The sequence below is a fragment of the Pseudomonas sp. LSJ-87 genome (assembly GCF_032971465.1).
Taxonomy (GTDB): domain Bacteria; phylum Pseudomonadota; class Gammaproteobacteria; order Pseudomonadales; family Pseudomonadaceae; genus Aquipseudomonas; species Aquipseudomonas putida_Z.
In genome coordinates this window covers 135567-161466 of record NZ_JAWJYQ010000015.1, presented here as the reverse complement: position 1 = coordinate 161466, position 25900 = coordinate 135567, and the positions used below count along the sequence as shown (strand labels likewise).

Here is a 25900-nt window from a genome sequence, read left to right as displayed (position 1 = left end):
TTTTCAATTCCCGGCCACCTGGCCTAAAGGAAGCCTCAAATGGACACCAAACTGCTCGATATCCTGGCCTGCCCGATCACCAAGGGCCCGCTGAAGCTCAGTGCCGACAAGACCGAGCTGATCAGTAAGGGCGCTGGCCTGGCCTACCCGATCCGCGACGGCATCCCGGTCATGCTGGAAAGCGAGGCGCGCACCCTGACTGATGAAGAGCGTCTGGACAAATGAGCCTGGATTTCACCGTGGTGATCCCCGCCCGGCTGCGCTCCACGCGCCTGCCGGGCAAGCCATTGCTGCCGATCGCCGGCAAGCCGATGGTGCAGCATGTGTGGGAACAGGCCCGCAAGAGCGGCGCCAGCCGCGTGGTTATCGCCACCGACGACGCGAGCATTCTGGAGGCCTGCCAGGCCTTCGGCGCCGAAGTGCTGATGACTCGTGCCGACCATGAGTCCGGCACCGACCGCCTGGCCGAAGTGGCCATACACCTGGGCCTGTCTGCCGATGCCATCGTGGTCAACGTGCAGGGCGACGAGCCGCTGATCCCGCCGGTGATCATCGACCAGGTGGCAGCCAACCTGGCAGCGCATCCGGAAGCCGGTATCGCCACCCTGGCCGAACCGATCCATGAGCCGGAAACCGTGTTCAACCCCAACGCGGTCAAGGTAATCAGCGACAAGAACGGCCTGGCCCTGACCTTCAGCCGTGCACCGCTGCCCTGGGCCCGCGATGCGTTTGCCAAGGACCGCAACCTGTTGCCAGAAGGCGTGCCGTATCGCCGCCACATCGGCATGTACGCCTACCGCGTCGGCTTCCTGCAGGACTTCGTCAGCTGGGGCCCGTGCTGGCTCGAGCAGACCGAAGCGCTGGAGCAGCTGCGTGCCCTGTGGCATGGCGTACGCATCCACGTCGAAGACGCCATCGAGGCGCCTGCCGTGGGCGTGGATACCCCTGAAGACCTGGAGCGCGTACGGCGCTTGCTGGAGGCCTGATGCGCGTCCTGTTCGTCTGCCTCGGCAATATCTGTCGCTCGCCCACCGCCGAAGGCGTGCTGCGCCATCAATTGCAGGCTGCCGGGCTTGCCGACCGGGTGCATGTGGCCTCGGCCGGCACCGGCGACTGGCACGTCGGCAAGGCGCCTGACAGCCGCACCTGCAAGGCAGCGCTGGCGCGTGGCTATGACCTTTCGCAGCAACGCGCCCAGCAGGTCAAGGCGGCGCACTTTGCCGAATATGACCTCATCCTGGCCATGGACGAGAGCAACCTCGGCCACTTGCGTGCGATGCGCCCGCACACCGCAGTGGGGGAGCTCGACCTGTTCCTGCGCCGCTATGGCGCAGCACTGGATGAAGTGCCAGACCCGTACTACGGCGGCGCCGATGGCTTCGAGCAGGTGCTCGACCTGGTCGAAGCGGCGTGCCAGGCGCTGGTCCTGGAAATCAAGGGGCGGCTATGACAGTGCAGTGGCAGGAGCAGGTATCGCTCAAGCCTTACAACACCTTTGGCATCGACGTGAAGGCGCGGTATTTCACCCAGGCACATGATGACCAGGAGGTGCGCCAGGCGCTGGCCCAGGCGCAGCAAGGCGGCGTGCCGGTGCTGGTGATTGGCGGCGGCAGCAACCTGCTGCTGACCCGCGATATCGATGCGCTGGTGCTGCATATGGCCAGCCGTGGCCGGCGCGTGCTCAGCGACGATGGCGAACGTATCGTGGTCGAGGCCGAGGCCGGTGAGCTGTGGCACCCGTTCGTGCAATGGACATTGGCGCAGGGCTATTGCGGGCTGGAGAACCTCAGCCTGATCCCTGGCACCGTGGGCGCCGCACCGATGCAGAACGTGGGCGCCTATGGCGTGGAGATCAAGGACGTATTCGTAGGCCTGACCGCCCTGGACCGCGAGACCGGCGAGTTGCGTGAGTTCGGCCTGGCTGAATGTGCCTTCGGGTATCGCGACAGCCTGTTCAAGCGCAACCCCGGGCGTTGGTTGATCCTGCGTGTGCGCTTTGCCTTGAGCCGTACACTGCAGGCTCACCTGGATTACGGCCCGGTGCGCCAGCGGTTGGCAGAGCAGGGCGTGACCGAGCCGACCGCGCAGGCGATCAGCGAGGCGATCTGCAGCATTCGCCGCGAGAAGCTGCCAGACCCGGCAGAGCTGGGTAATGCCGGGAGCTTCTTCAAGAACCCGGTGGTCTCGGCGGAACTGGTCGAGCGTATCCGTGCGCAGTACCCGGGGGTGGTGGCTTATCCCCAGGCCGATGGCCAGGTGAAGCTGGCGGCAGGCTGGCTGATCGAACAGGCAGGCTGGAAGGGCCACCGCGAGGGGGATGCCGGGGTGCATCGTTTGCAGTCGCTGGTGCTGGTCAACTACGGCCAGGCGAGCGGGGTGCAGATGCATGCGCTGGCGCGGCGGATCCAGGCCGATATCCTCGAGCGGTTCGGAGTCGAGCTGGAGATGGAGCCTAACCTCTACTGATTCAGTGCCTGGGCTGGCCCTTTCGCGGCTAAAGCCGCTCCCACAGGGACCTCACAGGGCCTGAGGGTAGTGGGGCCCCTGTGGGAGCGGGTTTACCCGCGAAGAGGCCGGTACAGGAAAAACGTCCAGCCAAGAAAAAGCCCCGCCAGTTCGCACTGGCGGGGCTTTTTCATTCAGCCTTGGCTATCAACCGTGATGAGGCTTTTGCTCATCGCTGGCTTCCAGGGCTGGCTCCTCGGTGGCTGCAGCAGCTTCCTGTGCGGCCTTGGCGGCAGCCTCGGCCTCACGCTTGCGGCGACGCACTTCACGCGGGTCGTTCGGCGCACGGCCGTTGGCCAGCATGACAGTGGCAGGTTCCACCGGCGCAGGGGCTTCGACCGGTGCAGGCTCGACGGCCACTGGGGCAGGCTCGGCCACCACTTCTGGCTGGGCCTCGACAACCGGGGCAGGTTGCTCGGCAACCGGAGCGGCTTCGACCACGACCGGGGCCTGCTCGATTTCACCGGCCTCGACGGCAGGCGCTTCTACCGGTGCTTCGGCAACCACTACCGGTTCGGCAGCAGGTGCTTCGTCTACCACTGGCTGCGGAGCGACTTCGACCACTGGCTCGGCAGTTGCTTCGACCACGGCCACAGGCTCGCTGACCGGCTGCTCGACCACCGGGGCCACAGCCACTTCTTCAGCCTCGGCAGCAGCTTCGACCTGTTCGACCTTCTCGGCCTGCTCGACCGGCTGGGCGACTTCGCTGTTGTCGGTTTCCGCTACGGCGGCGACTTCGGCGGTGGCAAGCTCGGCCTGCTGGTTGGCCTGGGCTTCGGCGTCGGCACTGATGTTGCTGCTGGCGACGGCGGCAGTCACGGCCAGGCCGGCAGCCAGTTCGGCACCCAGCTCGGTGGCCTGATGCGATTGTGGCTGCTCTTCGCTGCCTTCTTCCTCGCTGCCATCGATCAGCTCGCCGTTGGCGTTGCGCTGACGCTCACGACGGTTGCTGCGGCGACGCTGACCACGGGAACGGCGGCGCGGGCGCTCGCCATCGGTGCCTTCCTGTTCGTCCTGCAGCAGCTCTTCGTTCGGCAGTTGCTCTTCGGCCAGCTCGGCAGCCTGCTCGGCGGCTTCTTCAGTTACCCGTGGCTGACGCTCTTCGCGTGGTGGGCGAGGGGCTCGTTCTTCGCGTGGAGCACGTTCTTCACGAGGTGCGCGTTCTTCACGCGGGGCACGCTCTTCACGAGGTGCGCGTTCTTCACGCGGGGCACGCTCTTCACGCGGTGCGCGTTCTTCACGTGGAGCACGCTCCTCACGCGGGGCGCGTTCTTCACGTGGAGCACGCTCCTCACGTGGGGCGCGTTCCTCGCGAGGTGCACGCTCTTCACGCGGGGCACGTTCTTCACGGGCTACACGCTCCTCGCGCGGCTGACGTTCCTCACGCTCGGCAGGGGTAACGTCCAGTGGCTCACGCAGTTCGCGCACGCGCTCTTCGCCACGGTTGCCGCGGCGGTCTTCGCGTGGCTGGCGTGGTGCACGTTCTTCACGCGGTGCACGCTCTTCGCGTGGGGCGCGTTCTTCACGTGGTGCACGCTCTTCGCGCGGGGCACGTTCTTCACGAGGAGCACGTTCTTCACGAGGTGCGCGCTCGGCACGCTCTTCACGCGGCTTGCGCTCTTCGTCGCGGCGGCCGTTGCGATTGCGGCTTTGCTGGCGGCCGTTGCGGCGTTCTTCGTTGCGTGGGCTGCGCTCGGCGGCCGGCTTCTCGGCAGCAGTGACAACCGGCGCGGCGGCAGGCTCTTCCTTGCCGGCGAACAGGCTTACCAGCGACTTCACCAGGCCCTTGAACAGGCTTGGCTCCGGGGCGACCGGGGCAGGGGCGACCGGTGCGGCAGGCTGCGGCTCTTCGACAGTGGCCGGTACCGGCGCGTTGGCGCGGGCCGGGGCGGTCTTGACCGCGGCTTCCTGGCGAACCAGGGTGCGAGTGGCGGTCGGCTGCGGCGCTTCTTCGGCTTCGGCTGCGGCGATCTCGTAGCTGGACTGGTTGCTCAGCACTTCCGGGTTGTCGTCGCGCAGGCGCTGGACTTCGAAGTGCGGGGTTTCCAGGTGATCGTTCGGCAGGATGATGATGCGCGCACGGGTGCGCAGTTCGATCTTGGTGATCGAGTTGCGCTTCTCGTTGAGCAGGAAGGCAGCCACGGGGATCGGCACCTGGGCACGAACTTCGGCGGTGCGGTCCTTCAGGGCTTCTTCTTCGATCAGGCGCAGGATGGCCAGCGACAGCGATTCGACGTCACGGATGATGCCGGTGCCGGAGCAGCGTGGGCAGACGATGCCGCTGCTTTCGCCCAGCGAAGGGCGCAGGCGCTGACGGGACATTTCCAGAAGGCCGAAGCGCGAGATGCGGCCGACCTGGACGCGGGCGCGGTCGGCTTCCAGGCACTCGCGAACACGTTCTTCGACGGCGCGCTGGTTTTTCGCCGGGGTCATGTCGATGAAGTCGATGACGATCAGGCCGCCGATGTCACGCAGGCGCAGCTGGCGGGCGATTTCCTCGGCCGCTTCCAGGTTGGTCTGCAGGGCGGTTTCTTCGATGTCGCTGCCTTTGGTGGCGCGCGCCGAGTTGATGTCGATGGACACCAGGGCTTCGGTCGGGTCGATCACGATCGAACCGCCGGACGGCAGGTCGACCACGCGCTGGAAGGCGGTCTCGATCTGGCTTTCGATCTGGAAGCGGTTGAACAGCGGCACGCTGTCTTCGTACAGCTTCACCTTGCTGGCGTACTGCGGCATCACCTGGCGGATGAAGGTCAGGGCTTCTTCCTGGGCATCGATGCTGTCGATCAGCACTTCGCCGATGTCCTGGCGCAGGTAGTCGCGGATGGCGCGGATGATGACGTTGCTTTCCTGGTAGATCAGGAATGGCGCGGCGCGGTCCTGGGACGCTTCCTTGATGGCGGTCCACAGTTGCAGCAGGTAGTCGAGGTCCCACTGCATTTCTTCGCTGCTGCGGCCAAGGCCGGCAGTGCGCACGATCAGGCCCATGTCGCCTGGCACGGTCAGGCCGTTCAGGGCTTCACGCAGTTCGTTGCGCTCTTCGCCTTCGATACGGCGGGAGATGCCACCGGCGCGCGGGTTGTTCGGCATCAGCACCAGGTAGCGGCCGGCCAGGCTGATGAAGGTGGTGAGGGCGGCGCCTTTGTTGCCGCGCTCTTCCTTCTCGACCTGGACGATGACTTCCTGGCCTTCGCTCAGTACTTCCTTGATGTTGACCCGCCCTTCGGGGGCTTTCTTGAAGTATTCGCGGGAGATTTCTTTCAGCGGCAGGAAGCCGTGACGTTCGGAACCGAAGTCGACGAAGGCGGCTTCGAGGCTGGGTTCGATGCGGGTGATCTTGCCTTTGTAGATGTTGGCCTTTTTCTGCTCGCGCGCGCCGGACTCGATGTCCAGGTCGTAGAGACGTTGGCCGTCCACCAGGGCTACACGCAACTCTTCGGGTTGAGTCGCGTTAATCAGCATTCTTTTCATGTTGTACCGTCGGTTTCCGGGCTGCCGGAAACGGCGTTCGGCACACACGACGTCTCATGGTCGGTGCCAAGGTGCGCAAAGGGTGGCCGGGCCACCCCCGTGTCGAGCGACGTTCGGCACCAGCCGGTTGCCCAGCCTGCCGTTGTCGCGACGACGCGTCCTGTTTGCTGCGGTGCCAACAAGGCCCCGGTGGCTTCGAATTGGAATCCGAATCAACCAAGCGGGCCTTGTGCACTCAGTCAGGAGGAGGAATCAACCGTCAGCCGTGGACGCCCGGAGGCATCTGTTCAGGACCTTATCCGCTCGCCAGCCGTTCAGTGGGCTGGTGGGCCGGACGCGGTGCTACACGGTCCGAGGGCTGTGCATCTCCACCCTGCACGTATCCCTGATAATTCGGGTGCTGCCGCGCGCTGAATCCGCAACGGGTTGCATTTTTCGCCAGCGCAGGTTCTGCGCTGGCGCCATTCATGTCCAAGGCAGGTATTTCCGAAGCATTCGCCGGGCGTTGCGTGGAAGCGACGGGGCGGGCAGAGGTGCAGCGAAAAGAATCGGGTAAGCAGGTGAAACACCGCACTTGTCGTTTTTTTTCGGTCTTCTCTACACAGCGCTGGTGGCGATTCCAGGCAATTCGGTAAACTGGCGAAAACCCCGTAGGACGGCCTCGCGTCCTGGAGAATTGCGTTGGTCAGGGACCGGCTAGGAGCCTGGTGCCGCTGGCCTGCCGCTTTTGGCGGCGTTCGCGACTATAGCAGCAATGATTAAGTGCTTCAATTCCATAAAAAATTGTTATGATCCCGCCATGACGACCAATACCCCTCCGACTTCCGGCGTTCAGCTGATCGAAGTCGCGCCGGAGCTTGCCGGCCAACGCATCGACAATTTCCTCATCACGGCCCTCAAGGGCGTGCCCAAGACCCTGGTGTACCGCATCCTGCGCAAGGGCGAAGTACGGGTCAACAAGGGGCGCGTCAAGCCGGAGTACAAGATCCAGGCTGGCGACATCGTGCGGGTGCCGCCCGTCCGCCTGCCGGAACGTGACGAGCCGGCGCCGGTAGCCCAGGGCCTGTTGCAGCGCCTGGAAGCGGCCATCGTCTACGAAGACAAGGCGCTGATCGTGATGAACAAGCCGGCCGGCATCGCCGTGCATGGCGGCAGCGGCCTGAGCTTCGGCGTGATCGAGGCGCTGCGCCAGCTGCGCCCGGACGCCAAGGAACTGGAGCTGGTGCACCGCCTGGACCGCGATACCTCCGGCCTGCTGATGATCGCCAAGAAGCGCAGCATGCTGCGCCACCTGCACGCCGCGCTGCGCGGCGACGGTGTCGACAAGCGCTACATGGCGCTGGTGCGCGGCCACTGGCCGACCTCGAAGAAGCAGGTCAACGCGCCGTTGCTCAAGAGCAACCTGCGCTCCGGCGAGCGCATGGTCGAGGTGAACGACGAGGGCAAGGAGGCGCTGACCCTGTTCCGCGTGCTGCGCCGCTTCGGCGAGTTCGCCACCATTGTCGAGGCGCGCCCGATCACCGGTCGTACCCACCAGATCCGCGTGCACACCCTGCATGCCGGGCATATGATCGCTGGCGACAGCAAGTACGGCGACGAAGATTTCAGTCGTGAAATTCGTGACTTGGGCGGCAAGCGCCTGTTCCTGCATGCGTATGCGCTGACCGTGCCGCTGCCGGACGGTGGCGAGCTGAAGCTCGAGGCGCCAGTGGATGAAGTCTGGGCGAAAACCGTTGAACGTCTGAGTGCGTCCTGACCTATGAAAAAAGGCTATGAGCTACTGATCTTCGACTGGGACGGCACCCTGGCCGACTCGATCGGGCGTATCGTCGAGGCCATGAACGCCGCCGCCGAGCGTGCCGGTGAGGCGCAAAGCAGCGAGGACGCGGTCAAGGGCATCATCGGCCTGGCGCTGGGCGAGGCGATCCACACCCTGTATCCGCACCTGGCGCCTGCTCAGGTCGAAAGCTTCCGTCAGCACTATGCCGATATCTACATGGCCCTGGACCAGCAGCCCTCGCCGCTGTTCGAGGGTGTGGTCGAGTCGCTGGATGCCTTCCGTGCCGAGGGGTACCGCCTGGCGGTGGCCACCGGCAAGGCGCGTCGCGGGCTGGACCGGGTGCTCAAGGCCAATGGCTGGGAGCAGTTCTTCGACATCACTCGCGCCGCCGACGAGACCCGCGGCAAGCCGCACCCGCTGATGCTCGAGGAAATTCTCGGCCATTGCGGTGTCGAACCGGGGCGTGCGCTGATGGTTGGCGATTCGGCATTCGACCTGCAGATGGCCAGCAATGCCGGCATGCACTCGGTGGCCGTGGGCTACGGTGCCATGTCCCTGCGGGCGTTGGCCGAGTTTGGTCCGCAGGTGTGCATCGATCATTTTTCCCAGTTGCGTGAGTGGCTGGGTGGTTCCGCAATTCCATTTCCAAGGTAGGTAAGCATGGCAGACGAATGGAAAGCCCCCGAGGCCGAACCCGAGGAGCGCGAAGAGCGCAAGAGCTGGAAACTGCTGGAAAAGACCCTGCTGGCAGGTGTTCAGGAGCAGCGCCGGGCGCGACGCTGGGGGATCTTCTTCAAGTTGCTGACCTTCGTCTACCTGTTCGGCATCCTGATCCTGTTCACACCGTTGATGGACATGGACAAGGCCGCGTCGCGCAGTGCCAGCCATACCGCGCTGGTCGAGGTGCGCGGGGTAATTGCCGACCAGGAGCCGGCCAGCGCCGACAATATCGTCAAGAGCCTGCGCGAGGCGTTCAAGGACAGCAAGACCAAGGCTGTGGTGATGCGCATCAACAGCCCGGGAGGCAGCCCGGTGCAGTCGGGTTACGTGTATGACGAAATCCGCCGTCTGCGGGCCGAATACCCGGCCATCAAGCTGTATGCGGTCATCGCCGACCTTGGCGCTTCCGGTGCCTACTACATCGCCAGTGCGGCGGACGAGATCTATGCCGACAAGGCCAGCCTGGTGGGCTCGATTGGTGTGACAGCGGCCGGTTATGGCTTTGTCGGCACCATGGAGAAGCTGGGTGTGGAGCGGCGTACCTACACTGCAGGCGAGCACAAGGCCTTCCTCGATCCGTTCTCGCCGCAGAAGCCGGAAGAGACCGAGTTCTGGCAGGGCGTGCTGAATACCACGCACCAGCAGTTCATTGCCATGGTCAAGCAGGGGCGGGGCGAACGCCTGAAGGACAAGGAACATCCGGAGCTGTTCAGTGGCCTGGTCTGGTCGGGCGAGCAGGCCAAGGAGTTGGGCCTGGTGGACGGGCTGGGCAGTGCCAGCTATGTGGCGCGCGAGATCGTGGGCGAGAAGGAACTGGTGGACTTCACCGTGCAGGAGTCGGCGCTCGATCGCTTCTCCAAGCGTGTGGGGGCCAGTGTGGCTGAGCGCCTGGCGATGTGGATGGGCTTCCAGGGGCCGCAATTGCGCTGATCCGGGTTGCCGGGGCGCTTTGCGCCCCTTCGCGGGCATGCCCGCTCCCACGGGGATCGCGCAAAACCCGCAGGCTGCGACACGCCTGTGGGAGCGGGCGTGCCCGCGAAGGGCCGCAGCGCGTCCCCAGAATCTCAGGGAATCACCACCCCTTCCCTGGTCAACATATCCACCAATCTAATCAGTGGCAGCCCGATCAGGCTGGTCGCATCGCACCCGTGTGTGCTCTGAAACAAACTCACCCCCAACCCCTCGGCCTTGAAGCTGCCGGCGCAGTCCAGCGGCTGTTCCGCCGTCACATAGCGTTCCACTCGCTCTCGGTCCAGTTCGCGCAGGGTCACGGTAAACGGCACGCAGTCCACCTGGCAGTGCCCGGTGGCGCTGTTCAGCAATGCCAGCCCGGTCAGGAAGCTCACCTGCTGCCCGCTGCACTCCAGCAGCTGCTCGCAGGCCCGCTCGAAGGTGTGCGGCTTGCCCAGTACCTGCTCGCCCAGCACCGCAACCTGGTCCGAACCGATGATCAGGTGCCCGGGGTGGCTGCCCGCCAGGGCCTCGGCTTTTTGCCTGGCCAGCCGGCGCACCAGCTCCACCGCCGGTTCGTCATCCAGGCGCCGCTCGTCTATATCGGGGCTTGCCCAGGTGAAGGGCAGGCGCAGGCGCGCAAGCAGTTCGCGGCGGTAGGCAGAGCTGGAAGCCAGTAACAGAGGAAGCATGGTAGACTCCTGAATCAGTTGAACAAATTCTATCACGCACGATGCCGCCGAATTTCCTTTGACAGGGGCGGGGGGCATCCCTAGAATGCTGCGCCTATGTTGAATGACCCGATTCCACCTCACGTTGACCCGCGCAAATTAGCCGATCGTGGCGTAACCCTTAACGGTTCGCTGCAACTCGCTGATTTGGAAAGACTCTGCGACCCGCTTTCCGACAATGTCGGTACGGTGCAGGCGAAGTTCGATTTTGAACGAGATGAACAGCACGTGGTGGTTATCCACAGCGAGCTGGACGTCGAGGTCAAGATGGTTTGCCAGCGTTGTCTTGAGCTGGTCACCCTGCCGATCCACAGCGAATGTACATACGCCGTGGTGAAGGAGGGTGCGAATACCCAGTCGTTGCCGAAAGGCTATGACGTGCTGGAACTGGGCGAAGATCCTTTGGATCTGCAGGCATTGATCGAGGAGGAGCTTCTGCTCGCCTTGCCAATCGTGCCTGCTCATCATCCGGAAGAATGCCAGCAGCCGGCGGGCGCAGACGAGCCCGAATCGAGCAAGGACGAGGTATCGCGGTCCAACCCGTTCAGTGTTTTGGCGCAGTTAAAGCGTGACCCAAACGTTTAGGAGTTAATCAATTATGGCTGTTCAGCAGAACAAAAAATCCCGCTCTGCCCGTGACATGCGCCGTTCGCACGACGCCCTGTCGGAAAACGCGCTGTCGGTAGAGAAAACCACTGGTGAAGTACACCTGCGTCACCACGTTTCGCCAGAAGGCGTATACCGTGGTCGCAAAGTGGTCGACAAGGGCGCTGACGAGTAATCCTTGTCCGCTCAGATCATCGCGATCGACGCAATGGGCGGGGACTTCGGTCCCCGCAGCATTGTCCAGGCTAGCATTGCCTGCCTTTCGGCTACCCCCTCGCTGCACCTGACCCTCGTCGGTCAACCCTCCCTCCTTGAAGATCTTGTCAGCGGCCTTGCGGCTGCGGATCGCGCGCGCCTGCAAATCGTGGCCGCCAGCGAGGTGGTCGGCATGGACGAGCGGCCATCCCAGGCGCTGCGCGGCAAGCCGGATTCGTCGATGCGCATCGCCCTCGAACTGGTGCGCGACGGCAAGGCTCAGGCCTGCGTCAGCGCCGGCAATACCGGGGCGCTGATGGCGCTCTCGCGTTTCGTGCTCAAGACACTGCCGGGTATCGACCGGCCGGCCATGGTGGCGGCGATCCCGACCCAGACCGGTTACTGCCAGTTGCTCGACCTTGGCGCCAACGTCGACTGCAGCGCCGAGAACCTCTACCAGTTCGCCGTGATGGGCTCGGTGGCCGCCCAGGCCCTGGGTGTGCAGCGGCCGCGCGTGGCACTGCTGAACATCGGTACCGAGGACATCAAGGGCAACCAGCAGGTCAAGCTGGCGGCCAGCCTGTTGCAGAACGCCCGCGGGCTCAACTACATAGGCTTCGTCGAAGGTGACGGGTTGTATCGCGGCGAAGCCGATGTGGTGGTGTGCGACGGGTTCGTCGGCAACATCCTGCTCAAGTCGAGCGAGGGGCTGGCGACGATGATCGGCGCGCGCATCGAGCAGTTGTTCAAAGGTGGCGTATTGTCGCGGGCAGCCGGGGCCGTGGCCATGCCGCTGCTCAAGCGCCTGCAGGCCGACCTGGCACCGGCGCGGCACAATGGCGCGAGTTTCCTGGGGTTGCAGGGCATCGTCATCAAGAGCCATGGCTCGGCGGGGGTGCAGGGTTTCCAGAGTGCCATCCAGCGGGCGTTGATCGAGATCCAGGAAAACCTGCCGCAGCGCTTGCACGGGCGGCTGGAAGATTTGCTGTTGTAGCCTGTGCCGGCCCCTTCGCGGGCTTGCCCGCTCCCACAGGATTGCCACAGGGCTGAAGATTGTGGGGTATCTGTGGGAGCGGGCAAGCCCGCGAAAGGGCCGGTACAGGTAAACAAAGACCTTAGGCATATCGCCGCTGAAGTGCTTAAATGTGACCGCTTGGTCTGCGTATCCATCCAAGCTTTCAGATTCCGCGCCTGGCCCAAAGCCCGGCGCACCCTATCCGACGACAAGATCATAAGGGCTTGTTCAATGTCTGCATCTCTCGCATTCGTCTTTCCCGGTCAAGGTTCCCAGTCGCTGGGCATGCTCGCCGAGCTCGGCGCCGAGAAGCCAGTGATCATCGAAACCTTCAAGGAAGCGTCCGAGGCACTCGGTTACGACCTGTGGAAGCTGGTCCAGGAAGGCCCGGAAGAGCAACTCAACCAGACCGACAAGACCCAGCCGGCCATCCTCACCGCGTCCATCGCGCTGTGGCGCCTGTGGCTGGAAGAGGGCGGTGCCAGGCCGGCCTTCGTCTCCGGTCACAGCCTGGGTGAATACAGTGCCCTGGTTGCCGCCGGCAGCCTGAGCCTGAAAGATGCCGTGCGCCTGGTCGAGCGCCGTGGCCAGCTGATGCAGGAGGCCGTGCCGGCCGGTCATGGCGCCATGGCCGCCATTCTCGGCCTGGATGACGCCGTGGTCGTGGAAATCTGCGCCGAAGCGGCCGAAGACCAGGTGGTCAGCGCGGTCAACTTCAACTCGCCAGGCCAGGTGGTCATCGCCGGCAACAAGGCCGCCGTCGATCGCGCCATCGAGCTGTGCAAGGCCAAGGGTGCCAAGCGCGCCCTGCCGCTGGCGGTCAGCGTGCCGTCGCACTGCGCGCTGATGAAGCCGGCTGCCGAGCGCTTTGCCGAGTCGGTCAACGCCATCGAGTGGCATGCCCCGCAAATCCCCGTGGTGCAGAACGTCACCGCTGCCGTTGCCGCTGACCTCGATGCCCTCAAGCACGACCTGCTGGCGCAGCTGTACCAGCCAGTGCGCTGGGTCGAATGCGTGCAGACCCTGGCCGCCAACGGTGCGGTCAACCTGGTCGAGTGCGGCCCGGGCAAGGTCCTGGCCGGCCTGAACAAGCGTTGCGCCGATGGCGTGACCACCTACAACCTCAATACCCCTGACGCCGTCGCCGCCACCCGCGCGGCACTGGCCTGATTTGGAGAAGCTTGCATGAGCCTGCAAGGTAAAGTTGCACTGGTCACCGGCGCCAGCCGTGGCATTGGCCAGGCCATCGCCCTCGAGCTGGGCCGCCAGGGCGCGACCGTGATCGGCACCGCCACTTCGGCCTCCGGCGCCGAGCGCATTGCTGCCACCCTGAAAGAACACGGCATCACCGGTACCGGCATGGAACTGAACGTGACCAGCGCCGAATCGGTTGAAGCTGTGCTGGCCGCCATCGGCGAGCAGTTCGGCGCACCGGCCATCCTGGTCAACAACGCCGGTATCACCCGAGACAACCTCATGCTGCGCATGAAGGACGACGAGTGGTTCGACGTGATCGATACCAACCTGAACAGCCTCTACCGTCTGTCCAAGGGCGTGCTGCGTGGCATGACCAAGGCACGTTGGGGCCGTATCATCAGCATCGGCTCGGTCGTCGGTGCCATGGGCAACGCCGGCCAGGCCAACTACGCGGCCGCCAAGGCCGGCCTGGAGGGCTTCAGCCGCGCCCTGGCGCGTGAAGTGGGCTCGCGTGGCATCACCGTCAACTCGGTGACTCCGGGCTTCATCGACACCGACATGACCCGCGAGCTGCCAGAAGCGCAGCGCGAAGCCCTGCAGACCCAGATTCCGCTGGGCCGCCTGGGCCAGGCAGACGAAATCGCCAAGGTGGTTTCGTTCCTGGCATCCGACGGCGCAGCCTACGTAACCGGCGCCACCGTGCCGGTCAACGGCGGGATGTACATGTAACACTGCAACTCAATGTGACGGATTTCGTAAAAAAAGAGTCATACTGCGAGCCTAAAATCCGTTATAAAGCTGCAACCAGATTCCAGGCAGCGGGTGTGGTGACTGGTGTGAAGGTGCGTTTAGCTTGAAAAGCGAACGTCTTTCTATAAAATTAGCCACCGGCCAGCTGCCTGACATATATCCATTAGGAGTAAACCTAGGTATGAGCAACATCGAAGAACGCGTCAAGAAAATCGTCGCCGAGCAACTGGGCGTCAAGGAAGAGGAAGTGACTCTCGAGAAGTCCTTCGTCGATGACCTGGGTGCCGATTCGCTTGACACCGTTGAGCTGGTGATGGCTCTGGAAGAGGAATTCGAGACCGAAATCCCTGACGAAGAAGCCGAGAAGATCACTACCGTTCAAGCTGCTGTAGACTACGTCAAAGCCCACCAGGCCTAAGACGCTGTAGTCGACGCTTCTTGTCGGGAAAAACCGCACTGCCTTTGCCGGCGTGCGGTTTTTTCTTTGCGAGCACCCTGCGTTTTGCAGATCGGGCTCGTTCACCGGGTACCAAGAGCTTGTTGCCATTTCATTCCATTGCTTGAATGCAATGGCAAGAAACTCTGTCATTAGAAAAGGAGAGTACTGTGTCGCGTAGACGCGTCGTGGTCACCGGTATGGGTATGCTGTCGCCACTGGGTACTGATGTACCGAGCACCTGGCAGGGCATTCTGGCTGGCCGCAGTGGCATCGGTCCGATCGAACACACGGACCTGTCTGCCTACTCCACCCGTTTTGGCGGCTCGGTGAAAGGCTTCGAGGTCGAGCAATACCTGTCGGCCAAAGAGGCCCGCAAGCTCGACCTGTTCATCCAGTACGGCCTGGCGGCCGGGTTCCAGGCAGTGCGTAATGCCGGCCTGGAAGTCACCGACGCCAACCGCCAGCGTATTGGCGTGGCCATGGGCTCGGGTATCGGCGGCCTGACCAACATCGAAGAAACCAGCCGCACCCTGCACGATTCGGGGCCGCGTCGCATTTCGCCGTTCTTCGTGCCTGGCTCGATCATCAACATGATCTCCGGCTTCCTGTCGATCCACCTGGGGCTGCAAGGGCCGAACTACGCCATCGCCACCGCGTGCACCACTGGTACCCACTGCATCGGCATGGCCGCGCGCAACATCGCCTACGGTGAAGCCGACGTGATGATCGCCGGCGGCGCCGAAATGGCCGCCTGCGGCCTGGGCATGGGCGGCTTCGGTGCCTCCCGTGCACTGTCCACTCGCAACGACGAGCCGACCCGGGCCAGCCGCCCGTGGGACAAGGGCCGTGACGGCTTCGTGCTGTCCGACGGTGCCGGTGCCCTGGTGCTCGAAGAACTGGAGCACGCCAAGGCCCGCGGCGCGACCATCTATGCCGAGCTGGTCGGCTTCGGCATGAGCGGTGACGCCTACCACATGACTTCGCCACCCGACACCGGCGAAGGCGCTGCCCGTTGCATGGCCAACGCCCTGCGTGATGCCGGCATCCAGCCGGAAGAGGTCAGCTACATCAACGCCCATGGCACCTCGACCCCTGCTGGCGACGTGGCCGAAGTGGCGGCGATCAAGCGCGTGTTCGGTGAGCATGCCTACAAGCTGGCGGTCAGCTCGACCAAGTCGATGACCGGCCACCTGCTGGGCGCCGCCGGTGCCGTGGAAGCGATCTTCAGCGTGCTGGCGATCAACAGCCAGATGGCTCCGCCCACCATCAACCTGGACGAGCCGGACGAAGGCTGTGACCTCGACTTCGTACCGCACCAGGCGCGCAGCATGCCGATCGATGTGGTGCTGTCCAACTCGTTCGGCTTTGGCGGCACCAACGGTTCGCTGGTATTCCGCCGGTTCGCCGGTTGATGCACAGCTGGATCGATGGCCAGCCGGCGGCTGCAGTCAACCTGCAGAACCGCGGCCTGGCCTACGGCGATGGGCTGTTCGAAACCATCGCCGTGCGCGGCGGCCGGCCCAGCCTGCTGGACGGCCACCTCGCACGCCTGGCGCTGGGCTGCCAGCGCCTGGCAATCAGTGCCGACCTTGCGCTGGTGCGCGACGAACTCCTGCGCTATGCCAGCCAGCTCGGTGATGGCGTAGCCAAACTCATCCTTACTCGTGGTGACAGCCAGCGCGGTTACGCACCGGTTGTCGGTGCCGCGCCGCGCCGTATTCTGCAGGGCAGCCCGTTGCCCAGCTATCCTGTCGAACATGCCGAGCACGGCGTGCGCCTGTTCCCGTGCCAGACCCGGCTTGGGGAACAACCACTGCTGGCCGGCCTCAAACACCTCAACCGCCTGGAGCAGGTGCTGGCCCGTGCCGAATGGCAGGACAGCGAACATGCCGAAGGCCTGATGCGTGATGGGCAGGGCAGGGTGATCGAAGGGGTGTACAGCAATCTGTTCCTGGTGCGCGATGGCGTGCTGTTCACGGCCGACCTCAGCCGCTGTGGCGTCGCTGGCGTGATGCGGGCCGCGTTGCTGGAACAAGCAGCGCTGCTGGGCATCCCGGTGCAGGTCTGCGACCTGCCGTTCGACGCGCTGGAGCAGGCAGATGAAGTATTTGTCTGCAACAGTGTCTACGGTGTCTGGCCCGTGCGTGGCGTTGCCGCGCTAAACTGGTCGCCGGGCCCGCTCACCCGTAAACTGCAGGCCGTTGCCCGTACGTTACTGGAAACCTGAATTCGTGAGACGTAAATTCCTGCTGCTGCTGGAAATGGGCTTGATCCTCGCCGGCCTTGCCGTGGGCTGGTCGGCCTGGAAGGTCAACTCGGTCCTGGAGCAGCCCCTGCACGTGACGCAGGAGCGCCTGCTCGACGTGCCCAATGGCACCACCCCCAATCGCATGTTCTATCGCATGCAGAACGAAGGGTTGCTCGACGACGCCGTCTGGTTGCGTCTGTACTGGCGCTTCAACATGGCCGGCACCCCGCTGCACACTGGCGAGTACCGCCTGACCCCCGGCATGACCGTGGAGCAGCTGTTCGATGCCTGGCGTCGGGCCGACGTGGTGCAGTACAACCTGACCCTGGTCGAAGGCTGGACCTTCCGCCAGGTGCGTTCGGCCGTGGCCAAGCATGAAAAGATCAAGCATACGCTGGATGGGCTGTCCGATTCGGAAGTGATGGACAAGCTCGGCCATACCGGTGTGTTCCCCGAGGGGCGCTTCTTCCCGGACACCTACCGCTTCGTGCGTGGCATGAGCGACGTCGAGTTGCTGCAGCAGGCCTACATGCGCCTGGACGAAGTGCTGGCCAAGGAGTGGGCCGAGCGCACCACCGACCTGCCATACCGTGACCCGTACCAGGCGCTGATCATGGCCTCGCTGGTAGAGAAGGAGACCGGCATTCCCCAGGAGCGCGGGCAGATCGCTGGCGTTTTCGTGCGGCGCCTGCGCCTGGGCATGATGCTGCAGACCGACCCTACCGTGATCTACGGCATGGGTGAGCGCTACAACGGCAAGATCACCCGCGCCGACCTGCGCGAGCCGACGCCCTACAACACCTACACCATCACCGGCCTGCCGCCGACCCCGATCGCCATGGTCGGTCGCGAAGCGATTCACGCCGCGCTCAACCCTTCCGATGGCACCAGCCTGTACTTCGTCGCCCGTGGCGATGGCAGCCACGTGTTTTCCGACGACCTCGACGACCACAACTCTGCAGTGCGCGAGTTCCAGCTCAAGCGCCGTGCGGACTACCGCTCCAGCCCCGCGCCGCAATCGCAGCCAGAGCCACAGCCGCAGCCACAACCACAACCACAACCACAACCACAACCAAGTACCGACGAGGCCGAGCAGCCCCAGGCGCCTGCCGACGAGTCTACCGCGCAGCCAGCGCCCGACCAGCCGCCTGTGCAGGACGCCCCTGCCGGCGGCGCGCAAGCGGCCGAACGGCCGATGCCTGACGAACAACATTAAGGACTGCCTGTGAGCGGCTTGTTTATTACTTTGGAAGGCCCCGAAGGCGCGGGCAAGAGCACCAACCGCGACTACCTGGCTGCGCGCCTGCGCGAGCAGGGCCTGGACGTGGTGCTGACCCGTGAACCCGGCGGCACGCCGCTGGCCGAAAAGGTGCGCGAGCTGCTGCTGGCGCCCAGCGATGAAAGCATGGCGGCCGACACCGAACTGTTGCTGGTGTTCGCTGCGCGTGCCCAGCACCTGGCGCAGGTGATCCGGCCGGCGCTGGCCCGCGGGGCGGTTGTCTTGTGTGACAGGTTTACCGATGCCACTTACGCCTACCAGGGCGGCGGGCGCGGTTTGTCGGTCGAGCGGATCGCCACCCTGGAGCAGTTCGTTCAGGGCGACTTGCGCCCGGACCTGACCCTGGTCTTCGACCTGCCGGTCGAAGTGGGCCTGGCCCGCGCCGCCGCCCGCGGCCGCCTGGACCGTTTCGAGCAGGAAGGCCAGGCGTTCTTCGAGGCGGTGCGCCAGGCCTACCTGCAGCGCGCCGGCCGCGAACCACAGCGCTATACACTGCTTGATGCCGCCCAGCCTCTGGAGGCCGTGCAGCGCTCCATCGATGCGTTGCTACCAGGCATCGTGGAGCGTTGCCGTGGCTGAGGCCTATCCCTGGCAGCAGGCGCTCTGGCAACAATTGGCTGGCCGCAGCCAGCACGCTCACGCCTACCTGCTGCATGGGCCGCAGGGCATCGGCAAGCGGGCCCTGGCCGAGCGCCTGATGGCCCGCCTGCTGTGCCAGCAGCCCCAGGGCCTGGAGGCCTGTGGCGCGTGCAAGTCCTGCCTGCTGCTCAAGGCCGGTAGTCACCCGGACAACTTCGTCCTCGAGCCCGAAGAAGCCGACAAGCCGATCAAGGTCGACCAGGTGCGCGAGTTGGTGGCCTTCGTGGTGCAGACCGCGCAGTTGGGTGGGCGCAAGGTGGTACTGATCGAGCCGGTGGAAGCGATGAACGTCAACGCCTCCAACGCCCTGCTCAAGAGCCTCGAAGAACCCTCCGGCGATACCGTGTTGCTGCTGGTCACCCACCAGCCCAGCCGCCTGTTGCCGACCATCAAGAGCCGGTGCCAGCAGGTCGCCTGCCCGCAGCCCAGCCTGGCTCAGAGCCAGGCCTGGCTGGCCGGCGCGCTGCCTGACAGTGACGAGGCCGAGCGCGAGGAGTTGCTGACCCTGGCTGCCGGTTCGCCGCTGATGGCGGTCAGCTTGCAGGCGCAAGGCGTGCGCGAGCAGCGCGCGCTGGTCACCGACGGGGTGAAGAAGCTGCTCAAGCAGCAGCAATCGCCCAGCCAGCTGGCCGATGCCTGGAACGGTGTACCGCTGTTGCTGCTGTTCGACTGGTTCTGCGATTGGGCGCACCTGATCCTGCGCTACCAATTGACCCAGGACGAGGAGGGGCTAGGCTTGGCCGATATGCGCAAGGTGGTGCAGTACCTGGCGCAGAAGAGCCGCCAGGCCAAGGTGCTGGAGGTGCAGGCATGGATCCTGGAACAGCGCCAGAAGGTGCTGGGCAAGGCCAACCTCAACCGCGCCCTGCTGCTTGAATCGCTGCTGGCCCACTGGCTGCAGTTGCCGGGCGCCCGCTGATTTTCATTTTTTCATGTGTGCCGTTATCCCATGCTCGTAGATTCCCATTGCCACCTCGACCGTCTTGACCTGAGCGCCCACCAGGGCTCCCTCGATGCTGCCTTGCAGGCGGCGCGTGAGCGCGGGGTCGGGCATTTCCTGTGTATTGGCGTCAGTGCCGAGAATGCTGGTGCGGTGAAGGCGCTGAGCGAGCGCTACGCCGATGTCGATTGCTCGGTGGGCGTGCACCCGCTGGACCTGGCGCCGGGCGAAACGCCGGCGCTGGAATGGCTGCTGCGCGAACTGGCTCACCCACATGTGGTGGCGATTGGTGAAACCGGGCTGGATTACCACTACGAGCCGGAAGCAGCCGAGTTGCAGCAAGCCTCGTTCCGCCTGCACCTGGAGGCCTCGCGGCAGACCGGCAAGCCGGTGATCGTGCATACCCGTGCGGCGCGTGCCGATACCCTGGCGCTGCTGCGCGAGGCCAACCTGCCGCAGGCCGGCGTGCTGCACTGCTTCACCGAAGACTGGGACATGGCCAAGGCGGCGCTGGATCTGGGGTATTACATTTCGTTGTCTGGCATCGTTACCTTCCGCAATGCCGATGCCCTGCGTGAAGTGGCGCGGCAGGTGCCGGTCGATCGTTTGCTGGTGGAAACGGATTCGCCGTACCTGGCGCCGATCCCGCATCGGGGCAAGCCGAATTTGCCGCAGTACGTGCGTGAGGTGGCGGAGTACGTGGCTTCGTTGCGCGGGGCCAGTTATGAGCAGTTGGCAGAACAGACCACTGCCAACTTCAAGCGCTTGTTCCCGTTGGCGCGGGTGGCCTGACTCGAAGGGTTGCGGGTGAGGGCTACCAGGTGCTCGCCACAACATCTTTGGCGTGCACCTAGCAGCCCACACGTAATCCCAAAAATGCCCCTCGAAACACCCAAAAAAAACCCGGGTTCTGGGGGGGGAATCCGGGTTAAGACCATTAGGAGTAAAACAAAGGTACGCGGTCCCTGAGCACCTTTATCGGCGCGCCACTTGGGGGGGATGCGCCGCGCCAACACTTCAAGTATTGGTCAGCTTTGGCGCAGTGCCAGTGCATATTGATCGTTTTTTAAACAGATTTGGAATACGACAACGTTTCATTCCTCCTGCAGCGCATGGCCGCAAGCATCGTGAAACACAGACATGCTTGGATGATCCGTGCAATTTCCCGCAAGTTAGGCATAATAAACCGCTTCGATTGTCATCCAGTCCTTCCTATGCAGAAAGAACCTCGTAAGGTCCGTGAGTTTCGCCGTCGCGAACAGGAAATCCTCGACACCGCGCTCAAACTGTTTCTCGAACAGGGTGAAGACAGCGTCACCGTCGAGATGATCGCTGACGCCGTGGGCATCGGCAAAGGCACGATCTACAAGCACTTCAAGTCCAAGGCGGAGATCTACCTGCGCCTGATGCTCGACTACGAGCGCGACCTGAACGCGCTGTTGCATTCGGCCGACGTCGATCGCGACAAGGAAGCACTGTCGCGAGCCTACTTCGAGTTCCGCATGCGCGATCCGCAGCGTTACCGGCTGTTCGACCGCCTGGAAGAAAAGGTGGTCAAGGGCAACCAGGTACCGGAAATGGTCGAACAGCTGCACAGCATCCGTGCCTCCAACTTCGACCGCCTGACCCAGCTGATCAAGGGCCGTATCAGCGAAGGCAAGCTTGAAGACGTGCCGCCGTATTTCCATTATTGCGCCGCCTGGGCGCTGGTGCACGGCGCGGTGGCGCTGTACCACTCGCCGTTCTGGAGCAATGTGCTGGAGGACCAGGAAGGCTTCTTCCAGTTCCTGATGGACATTGGCGTGCGCATGGGCAACAAGCGCAAGCGCGATCCCGAACCTTCCAACTGAGATAGTGCAGGCTTTCCCTGAAGCCTGCCAGTCAGCGTTATTGGGGCCGCTTTGCGGCCATCGCAGGCAAGCCAGCTCCCACATGTACAGCGCAGATCTCGAGTGTTGCGCGATCCTGTGGGAGCTGGCTTGCCTGCGATGGGCTGCGCAGCAGCCCCATGACTGACATGCCTGCTTCCACAACAGCACGTCGACACCGACAGCGGCAAAAAGGATAGGGCTTGCAAAAACCTGATTTATGAGTCAGGTTTTGCCAGCCCCCATCATCCATGCCGGAGTCATTCATGATCGTCGATCGTCAAGGCAGGCGTTTTCGCAACCTGCGCGTCAGCCTGACGGCTGCCTGTAATTATGCCTGCACCTACTGCGTGCCAGACGGCAAGCGCCTGGTCGCAGCACAGGACGAACTGCCGGCGGATGCCCTGGCCCTTGGCGTGGCCTACCTGATCGAAGCCGCCGGCATCGAACGCTTGCGCATCACCGGCGGTGAGCCATTGGTCAGTCCGCGTCTGGATACCTTTCTGGCCGCCGTGGCCAAGCTCGACCTTGACGATATCTCGCTGACTACCAATGGCCAGCTGCTGACGCGCAAGTTGCCCCAGTTGCAGGCGGCAGGTATCCGCCGATTGAACGTTTCCCTCGACACCCTCGACCCACATGCCTTCCGCCGTATCGCCCGGGGCGGCGACCTGGCCAGCGTGCTGGCGGGTATGCAGCAGGCCAGCGCCATGGGCATGCAGATCAAGGTGAACATGGTGCCGATGCGCGGGCACAACCTCGATCAGGTGCTGCCGCTGCTGGATTACTGCCTTGAGCGTGGCTTCGAACTGCGCTTCATCGAACTCATGCGCATGGGCCACCTGGCCCGTGATCACAACGCCTTCCTGCAGCAGTTCGTCGGCCTCGACCAACTGCTCGCACTGATCGCTGGCAAGCATGCCTACGTTCAGGTCGACGCGCCGCTGGATGCCACCGCCTTGCGTTATCAGGTACCCGGCAAAGGCCACTTTGGCGTGATCGCCAACGAAAGCGTACCGTTCTGCCGCACCTGTTCGCGGCTGCGCCTGTCCTCCACGGGCTGGCTGCACGGCTGCCTGTCGTCGGGCAATCGCCATTTCGTCGGCGATCTGCTGGAAAAACCGCGGCATCAGGCGCTGCCAGCCCTGCAGCGCTTGCTGGTCAAGGCCCTGGCAGACAAGCAGGACCTGGCGTTTTCCGGCGATGTGATGGTGATGAAGGTGATCGGTGGCTGAAGCTGGCGCAAAAGCTGCATCCGCCGGCTATTCGCCGGTTTTTCGTCGCCGGCCACTGGAGGAAAGATGCGTAGCCTGGTTTTGCTGCTGGCGCTGATGGCGCTGGGCGGTTGCATGAATGTCAGCGATATGGGCGAGGGCGTCCGTTACCACATGAGCGATGCCGGTCTGCTGGACCATAGCGATACCCGGCGCACTCTGTCGATCCGCCTGCAGCCCGATTCGTTCATCTTCATCGGCCAGGGCGCGTTCGTGCCCCCGGGCAAGGGGCCGGTGCCGCGGCAGAACGCGGTGGCCGAGCAGGCCTACAAGAGCTTCGTCGAGTATTTCCCGCTGGTGCGCCGCGCCCAAGGGCCACTGGGCCTTGAAGAGGCCATCGCCCAGGCGCGTTCGGTGGGTGCCGACTACGTGCTGTACACCCGCTTCGCGCGCACCGACGACCGTATCGGCAATGGCGACGAGTGGTATGACGAACAAGCGGTCGACCGCCTGGGCTGGGACACCGGCGTGGTGCAGATGATGCTCATCGAAACCAGCACCCGCTACCTGATCGACACTGCGCGTATCAAGAGCCGTGGCGGTTTGTTGACGTTCCACGATAAAACCCCGGAGGATTTGCTTGGCGCGCCGATGCGCGAGTACGCTCGTAGCCTTCTGGGTATGAGTGAATGAGGCAGGCGTGATGAGCGATTCCGGCAAGGCCAATGATCTTCTGGCGCAGATTCCCAAGGCCAAGGGCCTGCCGCCGGTGCATCTGTGGAACCCGGATTTCTGCGGTGACATCGACATGCGCATCGCCCGTGATGGCACCTGGTACTACCTGGGTACGCCGATCGGTCGCAAGCCGATGGTGCGGCTGTTTTCCACCATCATCCGCCGCGATGGCGATGACTACTTCCTGATTACCCCGGTAGAGAAGGTGGGCATCCGCGTCGACGATGCGCCGTTCGTGGCCGTGGCGCTGGACGTGGAAGGTGAGGGTGAGCAGCAGGTGCTGCGCTTCACCAGCAATGTCGAGGACCAGATCGAAGCCGGGCCGGCCAACCCGCTGCGCGTGGTGATCGACCCGGTCACGCAGGAGCCATCGCCGTATGTGCTGATGCGCAGCAACCTCGAGGCGCTGATTCATCGCAATGTGTTCTACCAGTTGGTAGAGCTGGCGGTGCCGCGTGAGATCGACGGGGAAGAGTGGCTTGGGGTCTGGAGCCACGGTGAATTTTATCCGATCGGGCGTAGCAGCTGAGATCTCTGTTGCCTGCACCGGCCTTTTCGCGGGCTCGCCCGCTCCCACAGGGTTTTCTACAGGCTTCAAGGGTGTGGGAGCGGGCAAGCCCGCGAAGAGGCCGGCACAGGCAATAATCGGCCTCTTGGTTTTTCCCCGAATTGGTCATTTGTCTCTCTGCCCCACAGGCCTAACCTGCAGGCAATTGCCATCCAGGAGAAGCCCCCATGAAACCCTTCAGTATCATCCTTTTCGGCCTGTTCGCCGCTCAAACCCCTGCCTGGGCGCACGGCGACGCTGCCGACCAGGTCAAGGTCCTGCAGCAGCAACAGCCCTCGAACGCCCCCGGCAAGAGCGCCGTGATGCTCACCGTCAGCTACGCCCCCGGCCAGGCATCACCCGCGCATCAGCACCCGGGCGCAGTGATGGCCTACGTGCTGGAAGGGGCTGTGGTATCGAAGCTCGATAACGAGCCGGAGAAAACCTACGAGGCCGGTGAATACTGGTACGAAGCCCCGGGTACCGTGCACAGCGTGTCACGCAACGCCAGTCAGAAGCAGTCAGCCAAGTTGCTGGTCTGGAGCCTGGTGGATGAAGGCAGTGCGGTCACATTGCCCTATCCGGCAGCAGGCTCGGAGCGCTGAGCCTGCCCCAGCCGGGTTGTCACTTCCTGCATCAGGTTCGGGTCCAGTACCTGGCAAGGCGCGACCTGCGCGTTGCTGGTGTAGAACGGCGGCAGATTTTGCGCCAGTCGAGCAACATCCTTGGCAGTGCAGCCAGTTGGCAGCAATACATATTGCAGGCTTGAGGGGAAGGACGGCGCGGTGTGCCGTTCCAGGGTGGAGCCATAGGCGCCAAGGGTCATGACCGCCTCGCTGCCGGCCGGGTCCGGAAAACGGAGCAGGACGAATGTGCAGTAACGGGGGTGGGTGAGATGCTGGTGTGCTTCGTCGCGGACCTGTGGGTCGTCATGGTTCATCAGGTTCCAGCGTAACGCGGCGTAGCTGCGAGTGGTCTCCATGAACGCAGTGCGAATGGGGGAGCGCGTTTCGTCACCGCCCAGGCAGGCCAGCAGATTGCCGAATGGGTCCAGCAAGGCTACGGCGTTGCACGTATCTGCCGCGAGAGCTGTGTCGACCAATGGCTCGGCCAGTTCGATGCCGGGCAGGCGAGGGTCTGCACTTTTGATGCGCAGGCTCCATGGGCTCAAGCCCGCCAGGGCCTGGCGTACCAAGCTCCGGCTGGGTAGGGCGATCGGGTCTTTCAGGGCAGATGGCGGCAGGCCGGCGTTGCTGCTTTCGTCGTGCACATGGTTCACGCTGGCCTCGAACAACGAACGGGTAAGGCACATCGTTGCAGCATCGATGCGTTCGCCAGCGTAGATCGGCCCATGCGTCGGCCCGACATAGTCGCGATCAAAAGGGCTGCCGACAGCATAGTAGCCCCACGTGGCTTGCGCGCGCAGACGAAGTGCGGCCGGCAGGCCGGGGAATTCGAAGCGGCCGTCATGATTGATGCCGGCAAAGGTGTCGAGCGCACTTACGGCAACATTGAAGCCGGCAGTCAGCAAGGCGCCTGCGCACATGGCGCAGGGGTCGAGCGTGGTGATGACGGTCAGTTCATGCGCGGGGGGTAGGGCAAGGCGCTGCTGGTTGTCGAAATACCAGTCGACCAGCCGGCGCTCACCATGCCCCGTTGGGTCGTGAAGCCTGAATGCGGGTTGCGCCTGGCTGGCAGAGGGCTCCAGTACGCGGTTGTGCAGGGCGACCAGTACCTTGCCAGTGGCATTTTCGATGATGCAGCCACCCACGGCGAACGTTGCTTGTCGGCTAGCCAGGAGGGCCTGGTTGGCGGCGATTGCTACCGCTTGCTGAGCGTTCTGGGTGAAATCGTTGGCTTTCATGCTTGCCTGTGCTCGTCGAGGGATCTCGGACGATACAGCAGCCGTACGCTGGCATGAGGGGATAAGTGCAACAAAAAACCTCCAGTGCTTGCGCATCTGGAGGTTTTCAATGTTTGGCTCCGCGACCTGGACTCGAACCAGGGACCCAATGATTAACAGTCATTTGCTCTACCGACTGAGCTATCGCGGAATCTGTGCGTATCTTA

At 63.8% G+C, this 25900-nt stretch carries 27 protein-coding genes and 1 tRNA gene; 24 read left to right on the top strand and 4 right to left on the bottom strand.

What is annotated here, in order from left to right:
- Positions 1 to 39: 39 nt before the first annotated feature.
- From RYH74_RS10860 to murB, 4 genes are read left to right on the top strand one after another with little or no spacing between them, the layout of a single operon-like run.
- Positions 40 to 225: a Trm112 family protein gene (locus tag RYH74_RS10860; RefSeq protein WP_011532874.1), complete on the top strand. Its 186-nt coding sequence runs from the start codon at positions 40 to 42 to the stop codon at positions 223 to 225.
- Positions 222 to 986 carry a 3-deoxy-manno-octulosonate cytidylyltransferase gene (kdsB, locus tag RYH74_RS10855; RefSeq protein ID WP_286101257.1) on the top strand — a complete coding sequence of 255 codons (765 nt, stop codon included), beginning with the start codon at positions 222 to 224 and terminating at the stop codon, positions 984 to 986. The genes RYH74_RS10860 and kdsB overlap by 4 nt, the downstream gene beginning before the upstream one ends.
- Positions 986 to 1450: a low molecular weight protein-tyrosine-phosphatase gene (locus RYH74_RS10850; protein ID WP_003259973.1), complete on the top strand. Its 465-nt coding sequence runs from the start codon at positions 986 to 988 to the stop codon at positions 1448 to 1450. Before kdsB ends, RYH74_RS10850 begins: the two co-directional genes overlap by 1 nt.
- The gene (murB, locus tag RYH74_RS10845; protein WP_317409380.1) at positions 1447 to 2466 is read left to right on the top strand and encodes a UDP-N-acetylmuramate dehydrogenase; all 1020 of its coding nucleotides are present in this window, start codon (positions 1447 to 1449) and stop codon (positions 2464 to 2466) included. The genes RYH74_RS10850 and murB overlap by 4 nt, the downstream gene beginning before the upstream one ends.
- Positions 2467 to 2652: 186 nt before the next feature.
- On the opposite strand, the gene rne is transcribed toward murB, so the two are convergent.
- Positions 2653 to 5976 (bottom strand): ribonuclease E, encoded by a 3324-nt coding sequence (gene rne, locus RYH74_RS10840; RefSeq protein ID WP_317409379.1) that lies wholly within the window; start codon positions 5974 to 5976, stop codon positions 2653 to 2655.
- Between the two features lie 799 nt (positions 5977 to 6775).
- Here rne and rluC point away from each other — a divergent pair.
- The 3 genes from rluC to sppA are packed head-to-tail and all read left to right on the top strand — an operon-like array spanning position 6776 to position 9406.
- Entirely contained in the window at positions 6776 to 7732 is a 957-nt protein-coding gene (gene rluC / locus RYH74_RS10835; RefSeq protein WP_025338212.1) for a 23S rRNA pseudouridine(955/2504/2580) synthase RluC, read from the top strand.
- Between the two features lie 3 nt (positions 7733 to 7735).
- Complete coding sequence (locus RYH74_RS10830; protein WP_075044131.1) at positions 7736 to 8410, top strand: HAD family hydrolase; 675 nt, start codon at positions 7736 to 7738, stop codon at positions 8408 to 8410.
- A gap of 6 nt (positions 8411 to 8416) precedes the next feature.
- Positions 8417 to 9406: a signal peptide peptidase SppA gene (gene sppA, locus RYH74_RS10825; protein ID WP_013971572.1), complete on the top strand. Its 990-nt coding sequence runs from the start codon at positions 8417 to 8419 to the stop codon at positions 9404 to 9406.
- Between the two features lie 134 nt (positions 9407 to 9540).
- On the opposite strand, the gene RYH74_RS10820 is transcribed toward sppA, so the two are convergent.
- Complete coding sequence (locus RYH74_RS10820; RefSeq protein ID WP_085601465.1) at positions 9541 to 10119, bottom strand: Maf family protein; 579 nt, start codon at positions 10117 to 10119, stop codon at positions 9541 to 9543.
- Between the two features lie 96 nt (positions 10120 to 10215).
- On the opposite strand from RYH74_RS10820, the gene RYH74_RS10815 reads away from it, so the two are divergent.
- The 17 genes from RYH74_RS10815 (at position 10216) to RYH74_RS10735 (ending at position 24435) form a co-directional block, all read left to right on the top strand.
- Positions 10216 to 10743 carry a YceD family protein gene (locus tag RYH74_RS10815; protein WP_012313431.1) on the top strand — a complete coding sequence of 176 codons (528 nt, stop codon included), beginning with the start codon at positions 10216 to 10218 and terminating at the stop codon, positions 10741 to 10743.
- Between the two features lie 13 nt (positions 10744 to 10756).
- Entirely contained in the window at positions 10757 to 10939 is a 183-nt protein-coding gene (gene rpmF / locus RYH74_RS10810) for a 50S ribosomal protein L32 (RefSeq protein ID WP_003247154.1), read from the top strand.
- Positions 10940 to 10942: 3 nt separating this feature from the next.
- Entirely contained in the window at positions 10943 to 11953 is a 1011-nt protein-coding gene (plsX, locus tag RYH74_RS10805) for a phosphate acyltransferase PlsX (RefSeq protein WP_075044133.1), read from the top strand.
- 252 nt (positions 11954 to 12205) lie between these two features.
- On the top strand, positions 12206 to 13144 hold the full coding sequence (gene fabD / locus RYH74_RS10800; protein ID WP_023661404.1) for an ACP S-malonyltransferase: 939 nt from the start codon (positions 12206 to 12208) through the stop codon (positions 13142 to 13144).
- A 15-nt stretch (positions 13145 to 13159) separates the two neighbouring features.
- Entirely contained in the window at positions 13160 to 13900 is a 741-nt protein-coding gene (gene fabG, locus RYH74_RS10795; protein WP_003247160.1) for a 3-oxoacyl-ACP reductase FabG, read from the top strand.
- Between the two features lie 202 nt (positions 13901 to 14102).
- On the top strand, positions 14103 to 14339 hold the full coding sequence (acpP, locus tag RYH74_RS10790) for an acyl carrier protein (RefSeq protein WP_016715141.1): 237 nt from the start codon (positions 14103 to 14105) through the stop codon (positions 14337 to 14339).
- A 188-nt stretch (positions 14340 to 14527) separates the two neighbouring features.
- Positions 14528 to 15772: a beta-ketoacyl-ACP synthase II gene (gene fabF / locus RYH74_RS10785; protein WP_015269411.1), complete on the top strand. Its 1245-nt coding sequence runs from the start codon at positions 14528 to 14530 to the stop codon at positions 15770 to 15772.
- Positions 15772 to 16587: an aminodeoxychorismate lyase gene (gene pabC, locus RYH74_RS10780; protein WP_317409378.1), complete on the top strand. Its 816-nt coding sequence runs from the start codon at positions 15772 to 15774 to the stop codon at positions 16585 to 16587. The genes fabF and pabC overlap by 1 nt, the downstream gene beginning before the upstream one ends.
- A 4-nt stretch (positions 16588 to 16591) precedes the next feature.
- Positions 16592 to 17824, top strand: coding sequence for an endolytic transglycosylase MltG (gene mltG / locus RYH74_RS10775; RefSeq protein WP_084785081.1), 1233 nt, complete (start codon positions 16592 to 16594; stop codon positions 17822 to 17824).
- Positions 17825 to 17833: 9 nt separating this feature from the next.
- On the top strand, positions 17834 to 18466 hold the full coding sequence (gene tmk, locus RYH74_RS10770) for a dTMP kinase (RefSeq protein WP_075044136.1): 633 nt from the start codon (positions 17834 to 17836) through the stop codon (positions 18464 to 18466).
- On the top strand, positions 18459 to 19445 hold the full coding sequence (locus tag RYH74_RS10765; RefSeq protein ID WP_075044137.1) for a DNA polymerase III subunit delta': 987 nt from the start codon (positions 18459 to 18461) through the stop codon (positions 19443 to 19445). The genes tmk and RYH74_RS10765 overlap by 8 nt, the downstream gene beginning before the upstream one ends.
- Positions 19446 to 19475: 30 nt before the next feature.
- Positions 19476 to 20258: a TatD family hydrolase gene (locus RYH74_RS10760; RefSeq protein ID WP_046616993.1), complete on the top strand. Its 783-nt coding sequence runs from the start codon at positions 19476 to 19478 to the stop codon at positions 20256 to 20258.
- Between the two features lie 422 nt (positions 20259 to 20680).
- Entirely contained in the window at positions 20681 to 21316 is a 636-nt protein-coding gene (locus RYH74_RS10755; protein ID WP_003260720.1) for a TetR/AcrR family transcriptional regulator, read from the top strand.
- 284 nt (positions 21317 to 21600) lie between these two features.
- Positions 21601 to 22569 (top strand): GTP 3',8-cyclase MoaA, encoded by a 969-nt coding sequence (locus tag RYH74_RS10750; RefSeq protein WP_317409377.1) that lies wholly within the window; start codon positions 21601 to 21603, stop codon positions 22567 to 22569.
- Positions 22570 to 22635: 66 nt separating this feature from the next.
- The gene (locus tag RYH74_RS10745) at positions 22636 to 23241 is read left to right on the top strand and encodes a DUF4823 domain-containing protein (RefSeq protein WP_317409376.1); all 606 of its coding nucleotides are present in this window, start codon (positions 22636 to 22638) and stop codon (positions 23239 to 23241) included.
- Positions 23242 to 23251: 10 nt separating this feature from the next.
- Positions 23252 to 23812 carry a DUF1285 domain-containing protein gene (locus tag RYH74_RS10740; protein ID WP_317409375.1) on the top strand — a complete coding sequence of 187 codons (561 nt, stop codon included), beginning with the start codon at positions 23252 to 23254 and terminating at the stop codon, positions 23810 to 23812.
- A gap of 206 nt (positions 23813 to 24018) precedes the next feature.
- Positions 24019 to 24435: a cupin domain-containing protein gene (locus tag RYH74_RS10735; protein WP_317409374.1), complete on the top strand. Its 417-nt coding sequence runs from the start codon at positions 24019 to 24021 to the stop codon at positions 24433 to 24435.
- On the opposite strand, the gene RYH74_RS10730 is transcribed toward RYH74_RS10735, so the two are convergent.
- Together RYH74_RS10730 and RYH74_RS10725 are read right to left on the bottom strand one after the other, a co-directional pair.
- Positions 24408 to 25694, bottom strand: a complete 1287-nt coding sequence (locus RYH74_RS10730) for a nucleoside deaminase (protein WP_317409373.1) — start codon at positions 25692 to 25694, stop codon at positions 24408 to 24410. The two genes, RYH74_RS10735 and RYH74_RS10730, sit on opposite strands and share 28 nt — an antisense overlap.
- 114 nt (positions 25695 to 25808) lie before the next feature.
- Positions 25809 to 25884: transfer RNA gene (locus tag RYH74_RS10725), tRNA-Asn, on the bottom strand.
- Positions 25885 to 25900 lie beyond the last annotated feature (16 nt).

Excerpts from the sequence above, each read along its gene's own strand:
- rpmF (WP_003247154.1), top strand. The coding sequence starts at position 10,757 with ATGGCTGTTCAGCAGAACAAAAAATCCCGCTCTGCCCGTGACATGCGC.
- rne (WP_317409379.1), bottom strand. The coding sequence starts at position 5,976 with ATGAAAAGAATGCTGATTAACGCGACTCAACCCGAAGAGTTGCGTGTA.
- acpP (WP_016715141.1), top strand. The coding sequence starts at position 14,103 with ATGAGCAACATCGAAGAACGCGTCAAGAAAATCGTCGCCGAGCAACTG.
- kdsB (WP_286101257.1), top strand. The coding sequence starts at position 222 with ATGAGCCTGGATTTCACCGTGGTGATCCCCGCCCGGCTGCGCTCCACG.
- RYH74_RS10745 (WP_317409376.1), top strand. The coding sequence starts at position 22,636 with ATGCGTAGCCTGGTTTTGCTGCTGGCGCTGATGGCGCTGGGCGGTTGC.
- RYH74_RS10735 (WP_317409374.1), top strand. The coding sequence starts at position 24,019 with ATGAAACCCTTCAGTATCATCCTTTTCGGCCTGTTCGCCGCTCAAACC.
- RYH74_RS10740 (WP_317409375.1), top strand. The coding sequence starts at position 23,252 with ATGAGCGATTCCGGCAAGGCCAATGATCTTCTGGCGCAGATTCCCAAG.
- fabG (WP_003247160.1), top strand. The coding sequence starts at position 13,160 with ATGAGCCTGCAAGGTAAAGTTGCACTGGTCACCGGCGCCAGCCGTGGC.
- pabC (WP_317409378.1), top strand. The coding sequence starts at position 15,772 with ATGCACAGCTGGATCGATGGCCAGCCGGCGGCTGCAGTCAACCTGCAG.
- RYH74_RS10755 (WP_003260720.1), top strand. The coding sequence starts at position 20,681 with ATGCAGAAAGAACCTCGTAAGGTCCGTGAGTTTCGCCGTCGCGAACAG.
- RYH74_RS10860 (WP_011532874.1), top strand. The coding sequence starts at position 40 with ATGGACACCAAACTGCTCGATATCCTGGCCTGCCCGATCACCAAGGGC.
- rluC (WP_025338212.1), top strand. The coding sequence starts at position 6,776 with ATGACGACCAATACCCCTCCGACTTCCGGCGTTCAGCTGATCGAAGTC.
- fabD (WP_023661404.1), top strand. The coding sequence starts at position 12,206 with ATGTCTGCATCTCTCGCATTCGTCTTTCCCGGTCAAGGTTCCCAGTCG.
- sppA (WP_013971572.1), top strand. The coding sequence starts at position 8,417 with ATGGCAGACGAATGGAAAGCCCCCGAGGCCGAACCCGAGGAGCGCGAA.
- RYH74_RS10760 (WP_046616993.1), top strand. The coding sequence starts at position 19,476 with ATGCTCGTAGATTCCCATTGCCACCTCGACCGTCTTGACCTGAGCGCC.
- RYH74_RS10850 (WP_003259973.1), top strand. The coding sequence starts at position 986 with ATGCGCGTCCTGTTCGTCTGCCTCGGCAATATCTGTCGCTCGCCCACC.
- RYH74_RS10750 (WP_317409377.1), top strand. The coding sequence starts at position 21,601 with ATGATCGTCGATCGTCAAGGCAGGCGTTTTCGCAACCTGCGCGTCAGC.
- RYH74_RS10830 (WP_075044131.1), top strand. The coding sequence starts at position 7,736 with ATGAAAAAAGGCTATGAGCTACTGATCTTCGACTGGGACGGCACCCTG.
- RYH74_RS10730 (WP_317409373.1), bottom strand. The coding sequence starts at position 25,694 with ATGAAAGCCAACGATTTCACCCAGAACGCTCAGCAAGCGGTAGCAATC.
- RYH74_RS10820 (WP_085601465.1), bottom strand. The coding sequence starts at position 10,119 with ATGCTTCCTCTGTTACTGGCTTCCAGCTCTGCCTACCGCCGCGAACTG.
- murB (WP_317409380.1), top strand. The coding sequence starts at position 1,447 with ATGACAGTGCAGTGGCAGGAGCAGGTATCGCTCAAGCCTTACAACACC.
- RYH74_RS10815 (WP_012313431.1), top strand. The coding sequence starts at position 10,216 with ATGTTGAATGACCCGATTCCACCTCACGTTGACCCGCGCAAATTAGCC.